The following is a 16,055-nucleotide window of genomic DNA, read 5'->3' as shown; positions in this document are numbered from 1 at the left end:
TCTTTATCTACTCATGATAAAATGGAGAAAAATAGCGGTTTTTTGCTTGTTTAGCGGAAGGAGAATTGCACTTGAATAAGAAGCTTGTTTTAATTGATGGCAATAGTATCGCTTATCGAGCTTTCTTTGCATTGCCATTACTGAATAATGATAAAGGGATTCATACAAATGCGGTTTATGGATTTACAATGATGCTCTCAAAAATTCTTGAGGATGAAAAGCCTACCCATTTATTAGTTGCCTTTGATGCAGGAAAAACAACATTCCGTCATCAAACATTTAGTGAATATAAGGGGGGCAGGCAGAAGACACCGCCAGAGTTGTCTGAGCAATTTCCTTTTATTCGTGAATTACTTGATGTGTATGGAATTAAACGATATGAGTTAGAAAACTATGAAGCAGATGATATAATCGGGACGCTCTCACTACAGGCAGAAAATAATGGATATGAAGTAAAGGTTATTTCAGGTGATAAGGATTTAACACAATTAAGCTCTGAGAAAACAACTGTATCAATTACAAGAAAAGGCATTACAGATATCGAGGAATACACCCCAGCTCATATTCAAGAAAAGTACGGAATCACTCCAGAACGGATTATTGATATGAAAGGCCTTATGGGGGATGCATCCGATAATATCCCAGGTGTACCAGGAGTTGGTGAAAAAACAGCTCTGAAATTATTGAAGGAATTTGGGACCCTTGAAACGATTTTAGACTCAGTTGAAAAGGTGAGTGGGAAAAAGCTGAAGGAAAAGCTTGAGGAGTTTAAAGATCAAGCATTGATGAGTAAGGAACTAGCAACAATTACGAGAGAAGCACCTGTAAAGGTCCAGCTCGATGAAGTGGCCTATGAAGGCTTTGAGAAGGAAAAGGTTGTTCATTTCTATAAAGAATTAGGGTTTAACTCTTTATTAGATAAGCTAGGCGATGGCATTGGAGAAGAGGAGAACCTGCAGTTAGATGAAATTGATGTCACAATTGTCGAAGAAATAACAGATGGGATTTTTTCAGAAGAAACAGCACTTTATATTGAAGTATTAGACGAAAATTATCACTATGCAGATATTATTGGTTTTTCTTTAGCAAATGAAAAAGGAAACTTTTTTATTTCAACAGAAAAAGCATTGGCATCCAAAGTATTTAAAAAATGGGCAGAAGATGATACGAAGGAAAAAATCGTTTATGATGCAAAAAGGTCAGAAGTATCACTACGCCACCATGGGATTCATTTAACAGGCGTTTGCTTTGATCTACTGCTTGCTTCGTATCTTATTAACCCATCTGCAACCATTGAAGATGTTGCATCAGTAGCAAAGAGTCACGGTTATGAAAGGGTTCAATCAGATGAGGCTTTCTATGGGAAGGGTGCGAAGAGAACCATTCCAGAGGAAGGAATGGTCGCAAAGCATCTAGCAAGAAAAGCAGAAGTACTTATTCTGTTGAAAGATAGGCTTGTCGATGAGCTAAAGGAGAATCAGCAAGCTGAATTATTCCATGACTTAGAAATGCCTTTATCATTCATATTGGCTGATATGGAATCATGTGGAATTCAAGTAGATATTGATCGATTAAAGGATATGGGGAAGGAACTTTATGCGAAATTAGTAGAGATTGAGTTACGTATACATGGACTAGCTGGAGAGAAATTTAATATTAATTCACCAAAGCAGCTTGGCGTCATTCTTTTTGATAAATTAGGTCTACCGGTGTTGAAAAAGACAAAGACAGGTTATTCGACATCAGCTGATGTACTAGAAAAGCTTGAACAGGACCATGAGATTATTAAAGAAATTCTCCATTACCGACAGCTAGGTAAGCTTCAATCTACCTATATTGAGGGCTTGCTAAAAGTAGTCAATTATAAAAATAATAAAGTGCATACAAGATTTAATCAGGCACTGACACAAACGGGACGACTAAGCTCAACAGATCCAAATCTTCAAAATATCCCGATTCGATTAGAAGAAGGAAGAAAGATAAGGCAAGCCTTTATTCCATCTGAAGAAGATTGGGTCATATTTGCTGCTGACTATTCTCAAATCGAGCTTCGAGTATTAGCTCATATTGCGAATGATGAGAAACTAATTGATGCCTTTAATAAAAATATGGATATTCATACGAAGACAGCGATGGATGTTTTTCATGTTAGTGAAGAGGAAGTTACTTCAAATATGCGGCGTCATGCGAAAGCAGTCAACTTCGGGATTGTTTACGGAATTAGTGATTATGGTTTATCACAAAGTCTTGGAATTACTCGAAAAGAAGCAGGGAAATTTATTGACCGTTACTTAGAAAGCTATCCAGGGGTCAAACAATATATGGAAGATATTGTGAGTGATGCCAAACAAAAGGGCTATGTCTCAACATTACTGCAGCGTAGAAGGTATCTTCCTAAAATTACAAGCCGCAACTTTAACTTACGCAGCTTCGCTGAGCGCACAGCAATGAATACACCGATTCAGGGCAGTGCAGCAGATATTATTAAAAAAGCGATGATCGATATGGCGGCACGTTTGAAAAGTGAACACTTAAAGACGCGCTTACTTTTGCAAGTGCATGATGAGTTAATATTTGAGGCACCGAAGGATGAAATTGAAAAGTTAAAACAAATTGTACCAGAAGTAATGGAAAATGCAGTAGAGCTAGAGGTGCCGCTTAAGGTCGATTTCTCATATGGACCAACATGGTATGACGCGAAATAGGCATGAGAAAATAAAAGCATGATTGTTTGAACAGGAAGTGATTGAAGTGCCAGAATTACCAGAGGTAGAAACCGTCCGTAAGACATTACAACAATTAATACGGCATAAAAAAATTGAACATATTTCCGTCTTTTGGCCAAAAATCATTAAGCGTCCAGATGATGTAGAACAATTTAAGGATGCTCTAGTTGGACAGACAATTACTGATGTCGGCAGAAGAGGAAAGTTTCTTATTATCTATACAGAAGAATTTGCTCTTGTTTCCCATCTTCGTATGGAAGGGAAATATGGACTTTTTCAAAAAGAAGAACAATTAGATAAGCATACGCATGTCATTTTTCATTTCGCAGATGGCACGGAGCTTCGGTATAAGGATGTCCGTAAGTTTGGAACGATGCATCTCTATTTGAAAGGAGAGGAATTCAACTCCCTTCCTTTATCACAATTAGGCCCAGAGCCATTTTCGGATGAATTTACGATTGAATCTTTAGGAGCAAAGCTTGCGAAGACGAAGAGAAATATAAAGGCTGCTCTTCTTGATCAAAAAGTAGTTGTAGGACTTGGCAATATTTATGTTGATGAGGCATTATTTCGGGCACGAATCCACCCGGAAAAGCCGGCAGATGGTTTATCAGCAAATGAACTTGCGATACTGCATAAGGAAATAACCGCAACATTGGCTGAGGCTGTCGAAAAGGGAGGCAGCACAATTCGTTCGTACGTAAATTCACAAGGTCAAATTGGAATGTTTCAGCTTGAGCTACTTGTTTATGGTCGAAAAAACGAGGAATGCAAAGTTTGTGGAAATACACTTGAAAGAATAGTTTCAGGTGGCCGTGGTACCGTCTTTTGTCCAACATGCCAGGTGAAATAGGCTGACCAAGCCGCTTCCTCATTTCGAGATGGCTAGCTGCTGAGACAGGGGCTCGTCAATTTGGCTGGCAAGCTAGAAGGTTAAAGAACAACCTTCCATCCAGCTTGCCTTATGCTTGTCGCCCCTAAGCAAGTCGCTTCCGCTTTTCAATGTCCAGCTGCGGCTCCTAGCCCCTCGAGGTCATAAGCCAATCTGGCTAGAAGGTTAAAGAGCAACCTTCCATCCAGCTCGTCTTATGCTTGTCGGGGCTGAGCAGTCGCCTCCGCATTTCGAATAACACTGGATAGGCTTCTTCCATATACTATCTTAGCGATTGTAAGGGAGGAGACCTATCCAAATGATGCACTCGATCACACTATTAATACTAGCGTTTGCGGTTAGTCTTGACAGTTTTAGTGTGGGACTAACTTATGGCATTCGAAAGATGCGCATCCCTTTTAAATCAATTGGCATTATCGCCTTTTGTTCCGCTTTTGCCTTAATGGCAGCGATGCTGATTGGGCGTATATCTGCCCAATTTTTATCACCAGTATTTGCCGAAAGATTGGGAGGAATTATTCTTATTTGCCTTGGGGCATGGGTTTTATTTCAATTCTTTCGTCCTGAAAAGGAGAAGGATATCCTCCCCCATGAGAAAACGATTGTTAATTTTGAAATTAAATCACTTGGACTAGTCATTAATATTTTGCAGAAGCCGATGTCTGCTGATTTTGATAAATCAGGAACGATTACGGGAATTGAAGCTTTAATGCTTGGTCTCGCATTATCTCTTGATGCTTTTGGAGCAGGAATTGGTGCTGCTATGCTTGGTTATTCGCCGATTTTTTTGGCATTGGCTGTTGCGGTCATGAGCTCCTTATTTGTGTTTATGGGATTGAAAGTTGGTACGTTTTTCTCAGGAAGCAGCTGGGTTCAAAAGTGTTCATTCATCCCTGGAGTACTATTAATTATTATAGGAATTTGGAAAATTTAATTGTTTAGGGAGAAGTAGTATGTCAATTGTTGTTGGTTTAACAGGTGGAATTGCCAGTGGAAAAAGTACAGTTTCTTCTATGCTTATTAAAAAGGGATTTACAGTCATTGATGCTGATTTAGAATCACGCTTCGCTGTTGAAAAAGGAGAAGAAGCTTATCATCAGATTATCAATCACTTTGGAGAAGAAATCTTACATGAGGATGGATCAATTGATCGTGAAAAGTTAGGTTCAATTATTTTCCATAATCCAGAGGAGCGACAAGTGCTTAATCAAATTGTACACCCAGCTGTTCGCAAAAGGATGCTCAGGAAAAAAAAGGACGCTCTATCCAAAGGAGAGAAAATGATCATAATGGATATTCCTCTTCTTTATGAAAGCAAGCTTACATCGATGGTCGATCAGACGATTTTGGTGTATGTTGATGAAGAAATTCAACTAGACCGGCTAATGAAGCGTAATCAGCTATCAAAGGAAGAGGCGCTTGCGCGAATTCAATCACAAATGCCGTTAAGTGAGAAACTTCAACTAGCAGATGTGATGATTAATAATAATGGAACAGTTGAAGAAACGGAACAACAACTTATGGAAATTCTGACTAAATGGAATGTAATCTAAAGGAGCCTTAAACGGCTCTTTTTATTATGCTTATAAAGGGTTAATGACATACAATTGCTACTAATAATCTATTTTCTCTCCTATTAGTGTAATAAATTATCCGAATTACACAAATTAATCATTACAAACACAGATCAATATGTTATACTAATTGCATCGAATATCATTATAAAGTATAACATAATGTGGGAGGAGCCGTATAATGAAGGCGAAAATTGCAATTAACGGTTTTGGAAGAATTGGACGAATGGTATTTAGAAAGGCCATTCTTGACGATAAACTTGAAGTGGTTGCTATAAATGCAAGCTATCCAGCTGAAACATTAGCACACTTAATTAAATATGATACGAACCATGGGCAATTTGAAGGGGAAGTAACAGCAGAGGATGACGCAATAATTGTCAATGGGAAAAGGGTTCAATTATTGAGCAACCGTAATCCAGAAGAGCTGCCATGGAAAGAATTATCTATCGATATCGTAATCGAAGCAACTGGAAAATTCAATTCTCGTGAAAAAGCTGCTCTTCATTTGACTGCTGGTGCTAAGAAAGTTATTTTAACCGCTCCAGGGAAAAATGAAGATGTAACCATTGTTATGGGTGTAAATGAAAGCGCATTAAATATTAATGAGCATGATGTCATTTCGAATGCTTCTTGTACAACAAATTGTTTAGCACCAGTAGTGAAAGTGCTTGATGAACAGTTTGGAATTGAGAACGGATTAATGACAACTGTTCACGCATATACAAATGACCAAAAGAATATCGATAATCCACATAAAGATTTACGTCGTGCTCGTGCATGTGGACAATCGATTATACCTACATCAACTGGTGCAGCGAAGGCATTGTCATTAGTCCTTCCACATTTAAAAGGAAAACTGCATGGAATGGCATTAAGAGTGCCAACACCAAATGTATCACTTGTCGACCTTGTTGTTGATCTTAAGTCTGATGTAACGATTGAGCAAATTAATGAAGCATTTGAACGCGCTTCTAAAGCGTCATTGAATGGGGTATTAGATATAACTGACGAGCCATTAGTATCAATTGATTTCAATACAAATGAACATTCTGCGATTATTGATGGATTATCAACAATGGTAATTGGATCAAATAAAGTCAAAGTCCTGGCATGGTATGATAATGAGTGGGGCTACTCTTGTCGTGTAGTTGATTTAACCAAATATGTAGCTCAAGAATTATTTCAGTCTGCCGTTGTGAAAATGACGAACTAAATGGATTGATTATAATAATAGGCTGACTTAAAAGATCGTTAGTTCAATGATCTTTTGAGTCAGCTTTTTTTTCATTCTCTTATTTGGTTCTGTTTTTAATAATGATTATTTGTTAGGCTTATAAAACCCTTCAATGGGAAAGAATCATTGTTCATTTACCAAATTGTGTCTCATCGAACGAATCAATGGGAAAGAATCGTTGTCAATTTTTCAAATTATGTGTCATAGATCGCATCAATGGGACAGAATTACCGTTTATTGTCTAAATTTTCCTCATAGAACGTTCCAACGGAGAGAAGCTTTTACATATTTTCTTCTCAGTTTTTTTTGTAAGCAATGTATTGCAAAAAGAATTCAAACAAAGTATACTAGTCCTCGTGAAGTTCTTAAATTTTGGTTATAATAACTACTTAAAGGGTTAGGACCTCTTTGGACTAACTTTCCCCCGTGGTAGTTGTGAACCATTGGAAACTTAGAATTTCATTATTATTGTTAAAGGGGGAAATTTGAATATGGAAACAATGGGTCGTCATGTAATCTCAGAATTATGGGGATGCGATTTTGAAAAGTTAAATGATATTGATTTTATTGAGCGTACTTTTGTAGGTGCTGCATTAAAATCTGGTGCAGAGATTCGTGAGGTAGCTTTCCATAAATTCGCACCACAAGGAGTAAGTGGAGTAGTGATTATTTCCGAATCACATTTAACGATTCACAGCTTCCCAGAACATGGATATGCAAGTATTGATGTATATACATGTGGTGATCTAAACCCAAGCATTGCTGCAAACTATATTGCAGAGGCATTGGGAGCAGAGACGTGTGAGAATATCGAGATTCCTCGTGGTATGGGTCCTGTTCAAGTTAAACAATCAAATATCTTATAAGATGATTAGTCATGTGAAATTCAAGAGGTGTAGTGATACACCTCTTTTTATATTTTTTAAGGGGAAATATTTAATTTCATGCTGCCAATAAAATGTGTGAAGCGTCTCTCACTGTGTTCCTTTTATCAGAAGAGGAACCTTTCCAGTTTGTAAGGCGATGAGCATGGTACATACACTTTAATATTGTCTAAATTATACTGTTGGGGTTTTTTATAAAAAATAGTACAATAAGATTATCATATATGAACGATTAGGATTCGGAGCTGATAGTATGAAATGTCCTTCATGTCAAAGTAATAATACCCGTGTTCTCGATTCCCGTCCTGTTGATGACTACAGGTCCATTCGACGCAGAAGAGAATGTGAAGGCTGTGGGTACCGTTTTACGACTTTTGAAAAGGTGGAGGAAATTCCACTGATTGTTGTCAAAAAAGAGGGAACGAGAGAAGAGTTTAGCCGTGACAAGATTTTGCGAGGGTTAATTAAAGCTTGTGAAAAAAGACCAGTTGCTCTTAAGGAATTAGAAGAAATTACGTATGGGGTAGAAAAGGAACTGCGTAGCAATGGGGTGTCGGAAATTAAAAGTGATGCTGTTGGTGAAATGGTCATGGACAGATTAGCGAAAATTGATGATGTAGCCTATGTAAGATTTGCCTCTGTCTACAGACAGTTTAAAGATATCAATGTTTTTATTGAAGAGTTAAAGGAATTGATAAAGAAAGAACAGTAAATCTTCGCTGAGCTAAAAGACTCTCTTTAGCTCTTTTTTTACTTTGATTGGAAAAATAAGGTGAAAGGTTGATGAAAATGAATCAGCATTGGCAAGAAATACTTCCAGTAGATAGATATGCAGTGGCTGCAAGTGGACTATTGCATGAATATGATCGAAAAGTGCTAACCTTTTTATATCAGCCTTTAATTGGTTCTACTTGTTTTAGTTTGTACATGACATTGTGGGCAGAGCTTGAAGAGAATCGGTTATGGTCCACTTCGAATTCTCATCATAGTTTGATGAACTTTATGGATCTAAATTTAGAGGCAATCTATAAAGCACGGATTAAGCTTGAGGGTTTAGGGCTTCTTAAAGTATTTGAAAAAAAAGATGAGGATTCCAGATCATTTATTTATGAATTATTTCCGCCGCTTACACCCGAGCAATTTTTTCTAGATGGCATGCTCAATATTTATTTGTACAAAAAGGTTGGGAAAAATCAATATGCAAGACTGAAGCGCTTTTTTTCGGAAGCAGCGATTCAAATGGATGAATTTCAAGAAGTAACGAAGTCCTTTCAAGATGTATATTTGTCGGGAAGCCAAGAGTCAACCAATATTGATTCAGATGAGGAACAAATGATGCTGCCTTCAAAAGAGCAGCGTTTTATTGGACGGAACAATCAAGAGAGCATCCAAATCAGTCATGAGCTTTTTAATTTTGAGCTTCTAATGGCAGGTCTGAATGAGTCGCTCGTGCCTAAGAAAGCATTGAATAATAAAGTGAAACATGCGATCAGTAATCTTGCCTTTTTATATGGAATCGATCCAATTCAAATGAAAAACATCGTAATAAGTGCACTAAATGAAAATAATGAAATAAATATTGATGAATTGAGAAAGTCTGCAAGAGATTGGTATCAGTTCAATAATTATGACCAGCTGCCAACTTTAGTTGATCGGATACAGCCGGCCATGCAGCAAACATTAAAAAAAGAACCAGTAACACAAGAAGAAAAATTAATTCATTATTTAGAAACAACTTCACCGAGACAATTATTAAAGGATATTTCTGGTGGGGCTGAGCCATCCAAATCAGATTTACAAATCATTGAGGATGTCATGTTCCAGCAAAAACTTTTGCCTGGGGTAGTGAATGTACTTATCCAATATGTCATGTTAAAGTCAGATATGAAATTAACTAAAGCCTACGTAGAAAAAATTGCGAGTCACTGGGCAAGAAAGAAAATTAGTAGAGTAAATGAAGCGATGCATTTAGCTAAAAATGAGCATAAGCAATATATGGAATGGGCTGATGGGAAGAAAACAGCAAAATCATCAAAAGCTACAGGGCGGAAGAAGCCAATTCGTACAGAACTACTGCCTGATTGGTTTGATGAAGGTGAACAGAAAATTCCCGAAAGTAAGAAAAAAGATGGACAAGAATTAGAACTGAAAAAAAGAGAGTTAAATGAAACGTTGAAAAGATTGCGTTCAGGGGAGGGGACTAAATAATGGAGAAGATTAATGATACATTAAAACGTCTTGCTGGAAAAGCAGACTTCCAAAAAAGATATGAAATGCAGCGAATGGAAACATTAAATAATCCAGATGTACAATCATTTTTAAGGAACCATGAAGATGAAATAACGGATGCGATGGTAACGAAAAGCTTAATGAAGCTTTATGAATATGCACAGCAAAGCAAGGAATGTAATCAATGCCCAAGTCTTGATGGCTGTCAAAATATGATGAAGGGCTATCACCCGAAGCTTGTGATTGAGAGGGGAAGCATTCATTTGCATTATGATAAATGCCCTCGAAAAGTGATGGATGATGAAAAACGCAAGAATGAAAAATTAATCCAAAGCATGTATGTACCTAGAGATATATTGAATGCTACTTTTGATGATATTCATAATGATGATGATCGAATTGATGCTGTGCAAAAAGCAGCTTCTTTCTTAATTAATTATAAAGCGGGATCAAAACAAAAAGGGCTTTATTTCCATGGAAAGTTTGGTGTTGGGAAATCTTATTTATTAGGGGCAATTGCTAATGAACTTGCTCAGAAAAAGGTATCCTCGATGATCGTCTATGTACCTGAACTTCTAAGAGAAATGAAAAGTTCAATTGCAGATTCTACCTTAAATGACAAAATTGCCGCTATCAAAAAAGTTCCTGTACTGATGTTCGATGATATCGGTGCTGAAACGATGTCCAGTTGGACTAGGGATGAGGTGCTAGGTCCCATTCTTCAGTATCGAATGCTAGAAAGTATTCCAACATTTTTCACTTCGAACTTCGATTTCCAAGAGCTCGAGCACCATTTATCCTACAGCCAACGTGGGGAAGAGGAGAAGATGAAAGGAAGACGGATTATGGAACGTATCAAATATTTAGCTGAACCCGTCTTAGTTGATGGCCCGAATCGGAGAGTATAAATGATGAAAGCTGCCAGTTCAGAAATTGTGGAGTAAATAGATAAAGCATTCGAAATCACAAACAGAAACGTATGGATTCAGTGTGGAATCCATGCGTTTTTGTTTGTTTATTCAATCTGATAGTGTATGACGCGATTTCATTTTGTATCTACTTTTTGTGGATATTGAGTACGTTAATATTATAAATCGTGCTATTTTGGAGAGTTTTCGGACACTGGGTACGTTATTAACTACTAACTAGGCAAAAATAACATTTTTTTAGATAATAAAGGAATGAATGTCCGATAAAAAGGAGAAAACACAATTATTATTGCAAATAGCGGAACGTGTGTCCTATTGTTCTTGTTCAAAGGCACCTAACTCAAATATACTATTTTATTTGTTTCTCTATAAAAACTGTTGACCGCTTCTTAATGCAGTAGAAATAACTTCTAATTTGTCCAAGTTCCCCATATATATTTTAAAACAAGTGATTTTAAAAGAGGGGGGATTTGGTTGATCGAAATCATTTTCCAAAAGACTGAGGATGCATGGGGGTTTTATCAATATTTACAGCATGATCCAGCATCTGATACTTTATCTGATAAAACGATTCTTCAATTTGAAGATCAACATATAGTTCGAATGAATATTGACCCGAATCGTCAGAAGGATTTAGAAATTATTCAGGAGGTTTTTTATCAATTTATTGTAAAAATCAAGCAAGATCATTGGTTTCGTCGGATTTTAGCAGATCAATATTATTTTCAAGATGAAGATGAACAGCAGCAAATTCTTGAAATTATCCATTCGATTCTTGAAGGAAACCGAACGGATTTAGCGACGTTTGTTAATGACTTGGATGTGGAAAGGAACTTAAAGGCAGCGATCAGTGAAATTTTCCAGGAACGTATTACTTTTTCGTTTGACTCGTTTGTGAAGTTTAGAATGCGTACCTTAATGGATCAGCTAGAAAAATACGTTGAAATATCAATTGATGAATACAAAATGGAACAGGAATATCAAATGTTTATCCAAACATTAAGAGAGTTTTTATCAGGTAAGGAATCTAAGCTTCACTCGATTCACTTACTTATTAATGATGGGGTTCATTTTTTTGATGAACATTTTTATGAAATTAAGCGCTCAGATCTTATAAGTATGATTGATCGGAAGCTATTGTTTAATCACCCAGTCTATGTCGACTCGGTCACTATCGCACCATTGCTATCCATCGCACCATTATCGATTTACCTTTATTCTGAAGATGATGAACAGCCGCTTATCCGGACGATTCACAATATCTTTGAAGAAAGATTAATTATTGGATCCGTTTCTGATTTTTATAGCAGCAAAAGATTATTTTCATTTATTGCAGATGAAAAAATATAGAAGAGCCCTTGCATTTCCGATAATAACAAACTATAATACAGTACATATTAAGATAATCAGTAATCGTAATGATGAGGACAAGGGCATTTGTAAAACGGTTTATAGAGAGGGAAGGCACGGCTGAAACCTTCCTAACACGATTGAAATGCTTACCACCTCTGAACTTCAACTTTGAATTTTTGATGGAATGCAGCTGACGAAGAGATTAATTCGTTGCCGCCCATTCGTCAAAATAGTATGGGTTGACGGAACAAGCCGTTATCTTGCTACAAGTCATTTTTCGTATGTTTCGGAAAATGAGAAGTAGGGTGGAACCACGTGTGTATATTAACTCGTCCCTTTTTAGGGGCGGGTTTTTTGTTTTATTTGCATTATTAGTTAGTTGGCGTCTTAGGAGCAAGTTTTGAATCTAGTTCCAGCGTCTAGCTCCTCGAGTCATAAGCCACTCCATAGAGGTAAAGTACACCTATTCGGGAGGCTTGTCTTATGCTAGTCGGGGCTGGGCGAGACGCTTCCACTTTATAATTTAGGAGGAAATAACAATGTCAGAAGTTATTAAAGTTTCGTTTCCAGATGGTGCAGTAAAAGAGTTTCCTAAAGGAACGACAACAGAAGATATTGCCGCTTCTATTAGTCCTGGACTAAAGAAAAAATCGCTTGCTGGAAAATTCAGTGGCCAAATGTATGATCTTCGCCGTCCGATTGAGGAAGATGGAACAATAGAAATTATTACACAAGACAATGAAGAAGCATTAGAAATTCTCCGTCATAGCTCTGCCCACTTAATGGCGCAGGCAATTAAACGCCTATACAAAGATGTTAAGCTTGGTGTTGGCCCTGTAATCGAAGGGGGATTTTACTATGATATGGATCTTGAACAATCACTAACACCTGAAGATCTGCCGCTGATTGAAAAAGAAATGAAGAAAATCATTAATGAAAACATTGAGATTATCCGCAAAGAAGTGAGCCGTGATGAAGCCGTTCAGCTTTTCAAGGAAATGGATGATGAATACAAGCTTGAGCTAATCGAAGCGATTCCAGCAGATGAAACAGTTACACTTTATCAGCAAGGAGAGTTCATTGATCTTTGCCGTGGTGTCCATGTGCCTTCCACTGGCAAGCTGAAAGAAATTAAATTATTAAGCATCGCAGGAGCTTACTGGCGTGGAAATAGCGATAATAAAATGCTTCAGCGTATTTATGGAACAGCCTTCTTTAAAAAGGAAGATTTAGCAGAGCATTTACGCCTGCTTGAAGAAGCGAAGGAACGTGACCACCGTAAAATTGGGAAGGAATTAAGCTTATTCACGAACTCACAATTAGTCGGTCAAGGCCTGCCTTTATGGCTTCCAAAAGGAGCGACAATTCGTCGCATTGTTGAACGATATATTGTTGATAAGGAAGAAAGACTTGGCTATAGCCATGTATACACACCAGTCCTAGGAAGTGTAGAATTATATAAAACTTCAGGCCACTGGGGTCACTACCAAGAGGATATGTTCCCTGTTATGGATATGGATAATGAGCAGCTTGTCCTTCGTCCAATGAACTGCCCGCATCATATGATGGTATACAAAAACAGCATTCACAGCTATCGGGAGCTGCCAATTCGGATTGCAGAGCTTGGGACAATGCACCGTTATGAAATGTCAGGAGCATTATCAGGACTTCAGCGTGTGCGTGGAATGACATTGAATGATGCCCATATCTTCGTTCGCCCTGATCAGATTAAGGATGAATTTAAGCGAGTGGTTCATTTAATTCTTGATGTGTATAAAGACTTTAATTTAAATAATTATTCTTTCCGTCTGTCTTATCGTGATCCAGCTGATACTGAAAAGTACTTTGATGATGATCAGATGTGGGAAAAGGCACAATCAATGTTGAAAGAAGCGATGGATGAATTAGGACTTGATTATTTTGAAGCAGAAGGTGAAGCAGCATTCTACGGTCCGAAGCTTGATGTTCAAGTAAAAACGGCTCTTGGAAAAGAGGAGACATTATCGACTGTTCAGCTTGACTTCTTACAGCCGGAACGCTTTGACTTAACATATGTTGGTGAAGACGGCAAACAGCATCGCCCAGTTGTTATCCATCGTGGTGTTGTTTCAACAATGGAGCGCTTTGTTGCTTTCTTAATTGAAGAATACAAAGGGGCATTCCCAACATGGCTTGCTCCAGTACAAGTACAAGTCATTCCTGTTTCACCAGACATTCATTTTGATTACGCGAAGCAAGTACAAGAACAATTACAAGCTGAAGGCTTCCGTGTTGAGCTTGATAACCGTAACGAGAAAATCGGTTACAAAATCCGTGAAGCACAAATGCAAAAAATTCCATATATGCTCGTAGTTGGAGACAACGAAGTAGCTGAAAAAGCGGTCAATGTCCGTAAATACGGAGAGCAGAAATCTGAAACGATTTCATTTGAGAACTTTGTATCAGGTTTAAAAGCTGAAGTAAAACATTAATTTGAAGAGAGGCATTAGCCTCTCTTTTACTTGGAAATTGCTGTTCCATAAATTAACACATTTTTAAATCGAAAAAACTACTTGCGTGATTTCCTTTCTGTTGTTATAATTCAAAGCGTTGTTATAAAAATGATCGTTTGACATGATATTGTCTTTTGTGATATAGTAACTAAGGTAATTGAATACAGTTTGAGGAAAAGAAGAAGCACCCGCTTCTCACCTGAATGACGCTTGTCAGCTGTTAGCAGGTTTTACGTGAACATTTTCTGTTTAAATTTGTCCGTAAAGTGTGGGTGTTATCATCCACACTTTTTTATTTGTTTAAAAACAAATCTGCTCTAATTTGAGCAGGAATAAAATGTATTACTTGCGACTCTAGTTTCGGTCTAGTGGGCTGGTTAGCTTCCTTTTTTAAAGCGATAAGTGAGAAGCTTGCGTGATTCAAGTTATTCTTGACCCAAACATTGTGTTCGCATTAAACCTTGGAGGTGTCTAACTATTAGCAAAGATATGTTGTTAAACGAGGGCATTCGCGCCCGCGAAATTCGTCTTATTGATCAGAATGGGGAGCAATTAGGAATTAAAACAAAGATCGAAGCACTAGAAATAGCTGCTCGTGTCAATCTTGATCTTGTTCTTGTTGCACCGAATGCAAAGCCTCCTGTAGGCCGTATTATGGACTATGGAAAGTTTAAGTTCGAGCAGCAAAAGAAAGAGAAAGAAGCTCGAAAAAACCAGAAGGTCATTAGTATTAAAGAAGTTCGTCTAAGTCCGACAATTGAGGAACATGATTTTAATACAAAACTTCGCAATGCGATTAAATTCCTTGAAAAAGGCGATAAAGTAAAAGCATCAATCCGTTTCAAGGGTCGTGCGATTACTCATAAGGAAATCGGTCAACGTGTTTTAATCAAATTTGCACAAGCGTGCAATGAGGTTGGAATCGTGGAATCACATCCAAAAATGGACGGCCGAAGCATGTTTATGGTCCTAGCACCTAAAACTAACGATAAGTAAGAGGAGGAATTCCAAATGCCAAAAATGAAAACTCACCGCGGCGCTGCTAAGCGTTTCAAAAGAACAGGATCTGGTAAACTTAAGCGTTCACACGCTTACAGAAGCCATATGTTCGCTAACAAATCTCAAAAACAAAAGCGTAAGCTTCGCAAAGGAACTCTTGTTTCTTCAGGCGATTACAAACGCATCCGTAACTTACTAGTAAATCTTAAGTAATATCTCGAAATTAGGAGGGAAATCATATGCCACGTGTAAAAGGCGGTACTGTTACTCGCAAACGTCGTAAAAAAGTTCTTAAATTAGCTAAAGGTTATTATGGTTCAAAACATACATTATATAAAGTTGCTAACCAACAAGTAATGAAATCTCTAATGTATGCATACCGCGATCGTCGTCAGAAAAAGCGCGACTTCCGCAAACTTTGGGTTACTCGTATCAACGCAGCAGCTCGTATGAACGGTCTTTCTTATAGCCGTTTAATGCATGGCTTAAAGCTTGCTGGTATCGAAGTAAACCGCAAAATGCTTGCTGAATTAGCAATCGCTGACGAAAAAGCATTTGCTGAATTAGCAACAGTTGCTAAGCAAAACTTAAGCAAGTAATAAGAAAAGCGCAAGCGGCTTGTTCAGACCCGACAAGCATAAGACAAGCTGGATGGAAGGTTGTACTTTAACCTTCTAGCCAGATTGGCTTATGACTCGAGGGTCTAGCCGCTGGAGCTAGACAAAAGAAAAGCGCAAGCG

The 16,055-nt window shown here is 37.7% G+C and carries 14 protein-coding genes and 2 other annotated features; all 14 genes read left to right on the top strand.

The features are described from left to right. Positions 1 to 71 precede the first annotated feature (71 nt). The gene (gene polA / locus J2Z40_RS17990; protein ID WP_066396660.1) at positions 72 to 2,705 is read left to right on the top strand and encodes a DNA polymerase I; all 2,634 of its coding nucleotides are present in this window, start codon (positions 72 to 74) and stop codon (positions 2,703 to 2,705) included. 46 nt (positions 2,706 to 2,751) lie between these two features. Next, on the top strand, positions 2,752 to 3,579 hold the full coding sequence (mutM, locus tag J2Z40_RS17985; protein WP_066396657.1) for a DNA-formamidopyrimidine glycosylase: 828 nt from the start codon (positions 2,752 to 2,754) through the stop codon (positions 3,577 to 3,579). A 340-nt stretch (positions 3,580 to 3,919) separates the two neighbouring features. Then, positions 3,920 to 4,552 (top strand): sporulation membrane protein YtaF, encoded by a 633-nt coding sequence (gene ytaF, locus J2Z40_RS17980; protein WP_180316810.1) that lies wholly within the window; start codon positions 3,920 to 3,922, stop codon positions 4,550 to 4,552. A 19-nt stretch (positions 4,553 to 4,571) separates the two neighbouring features. Continuing rightward, positions 4,572 to 5,171, top strand: a complete 600-nt coding sequence (gene coaE, locus J2Z40_RS17975; RefSeq protein ID WP_066396652.1) for a dephospho-CoA kinase — start codon at positions 4,572 to 4,574, stop codon at positions 5,169 to 5,171. 202 nt (positions 5,172 to 5,373) lie between these two features. After that, the gene (locus J2Z40_RS17970) at positions 5,374 to 6,408 is read left to right on the top strand and encodes a glyceraldehyde-3-phosphate dehydrogenase (RefSeq protein ID WP_066396649.1); all 1,035 of its coding nucleotides are present in this window, start codon (positions 5,374 to 5,376) and stop codon (positions 6,406 to 6,408) included. Between the two features lie 512 nt (positions 6,409 to 6,920). Beyond that, positions 6,921 to 7,295, top strand: coding sequence for an adenosylmethionine decarboxylase (speD, locus tag J2Z40_RS17965; protein WP_066396648.1), 375 nt, complete (start codon positions 6,921 to 6,923; stop codon positions 7,293 to 7,295). A 271-nt stretch (positions 7,296 to 7,566) separates the two neighbouring features. Then, positions 7,567 to 8,025 carry a transcriptional regulator NrdR gene (nrdR, locus tag J2Z40_RS17960; RefSeq protein ID WP_066396645.1) on the top strand — a complete coding sequence of 153 codons (459 nt, stop codon included), beginning with the start codon at positions 7,567 to 7,569 and terminating at the stop codon, positions 8,023 to 8,025. A gap of 77 nt (positions 8,026 to 8,102) precedes the next feature. Next, entirely contained in the window at positions 8,103 to 9,521 is a 1,419-nt protein-coding gene (locus J2Z40_RS17955; protein WP_066399458.1) for a replication initiation and membrane attachment family protein, read from the top strand. After that, positions 9,521 to 10,450: a primosomal protein DnaI gene (dnaI, locus tag J2Z40_RS17950; protein ID WP_066396643.1), complete on the top strand. Its 930-nt coding sequence runs from the start codon at positions 9,521 to 9,523 to the stop codon at positions 10,448 to 10,450. The genes J2Z40_RS17955 and dnaI overlap by 1 nt, the downstream gene beginning before the upstream one ends. Before the next feature lie 495 nt (positions 10,451 to 10,945). Beyond that, complete coding sequence (ytxC, locus tag J2Z40_RS17945) at positions 10,946 to 11,821, top strand: putative sporulation protein YtxC (RefSeq protein ID WP_066396640.1); 876 nt, start codon at positions 10,946 to 10,948, stop codon at positions 11,819 to 11,821. A 59-nt stretch (positions 11,822 to 11,880) separates the two neighbouring features. Beyond that, positions 11,881 to 12,164, top strand: a binding site (T-box leader). A gap of 199 nt (positions 12,165 to 12,363) precedes the next feature. After that, a complete protein-coding gene (gene thrS, locus J2Z40_RS17940; RefSeq protein WP_066396638.1) occupies positions 12,364 to 14,295 on the top strand; it encodes a threonine--tRNA ligase in 1,932 nt (643 codons plus the stop codon). 191 nt (positions 14,296 to 14,486) lie between these two features. Beyond that, positions 14,487 to 14,616, top strand: a sequence feature (ribosomal protein L20 leader region). A 189-nt stretch (positions 14,617 to 14,805) separates the two neighbouring features. After that, complete coding sequence (gene infC / locus J2Z40_RS17935) at positions 14,806 to 15,312, top strand: translation initiation factor IF-3 (protein ID WP_066396635.1); 507 nt, start codon at positions 14,806 to 14,808, stop codon at positions 15,310 to 15,312. A gap of 15 nt (positions 15,313 to 15,327) precedes the next feature. Next, positions 15,328 to 15,528, top strand: coding sequence for a 50S ribosomal protein L35 (rpmI, locus tag J2Z40_RS17930; protein WP_009333215.1), 201 nt, complete (start codon positions 15,328 to 15,330; stop codon positions 15,526 to 15,528). A gap of 26 nt (positions 15,529 to 15,554) precedes the next feature. Continuing rightward, a complete protein-coding gene (gene rplT / locus J2Z40_RS17925; RefSeq protein ID WP_066396625.1) occupies positions 15,555 to 15,914 on the top strand; it encodes a 50S ribosomal protein L20 in 360 nt (119 codons plus the stop codon). The last annotated feature ends 141 nt before the right edge of the window (positions 15,915 to 16,055 follow it).

The sequence above is a fragment of the Cytobacillus eiseniae genome (genome assembly GCF_017874625.1).
In the GTDB taxonomy this organism is placed as follows: domain Bacteria; phylum Bacillota; class Bacilli; order Bacillales; family Cytobacillaceae; genus Cytobacillus; species Cytobacillus eiseniae.
This window is presented reverse-complemented; position numbering and strand designations above follow the sequence as displayed.

Bases quoted from the DNA above. Each gene is read 5' to 3' on its own strand.
- ytaF (WP_180316810.1), top strand. From the start codon at position 3,920: ATGCACTCGATCACACTATTAATACTAGCGTTTGCGGTTAGTCTTGAC.
- J2Z40_RS17970 (WP_066396649.1), top strand. From the start codon at position 5,374: ATGAAGGCGAAAATTGCAATTAACGGTTTTGGAAGAATTGGACGAATG.
- nrdR (WP_066396645.1), top strand. From the start codon at position 7,567: ATGAAATGTCCTTCATGTCAAAGTAATAATACCCGTGTTCTCGATTCC.
- rpmI (WP_009333215.1), top strand. From the start codon at position 15,328: ATGCCAAAAATGAAAACTCACCGCGGCGCTGCTAAGCGTTTCAAAAGA.
- J2Z40_RS17955 (WP_066399458.1), top strand. From the start codon at position 8,103: ATGAATCAGCATTGGCAAGAAATACTTCCAGTAGATAGATATGCAGTG.
- dnaI (WP_066396643.1), top strand. From the start codon at position 9,521: ATGGAGAAGATTAATGATACATTAAAACGTCTTGCTGGAAAAGCAGAC.
- infC (WP_066396635.1), top strand. From the start codon at position 14,806: ATGTTGTTAAACGAGGGCATTCGCGCCCGCGAAATTCGTCTTATTGAT.
- rplT (WP_066396625.1), top strand. From the start codon at position 15,555: ATGCCACGTGTAAAAGGCGGTACTGTTACTCGCAAACGTCGTAAAAAA.
- coaE (WP_066396652.1), top strand. From the start codon at position 4,572: ATGTCAATTGTTGTTGGTTTAACAGGTGGAATTGCCAGTGGAAAAAGT.
- speD (WP_066396648.1), top strand. From the start codon at position 6,921: ATGGAAACAATGGGTCGTCATGTAATCTCAGAATTATGGGGATGCGAT.
- thrS (WP_066396638.1), top strand. From the start codon at position 12,364: ATGTCAGAAGTTATTAAAGTTTCGTTTCCAGATGGTGCAGTAAAAGAG.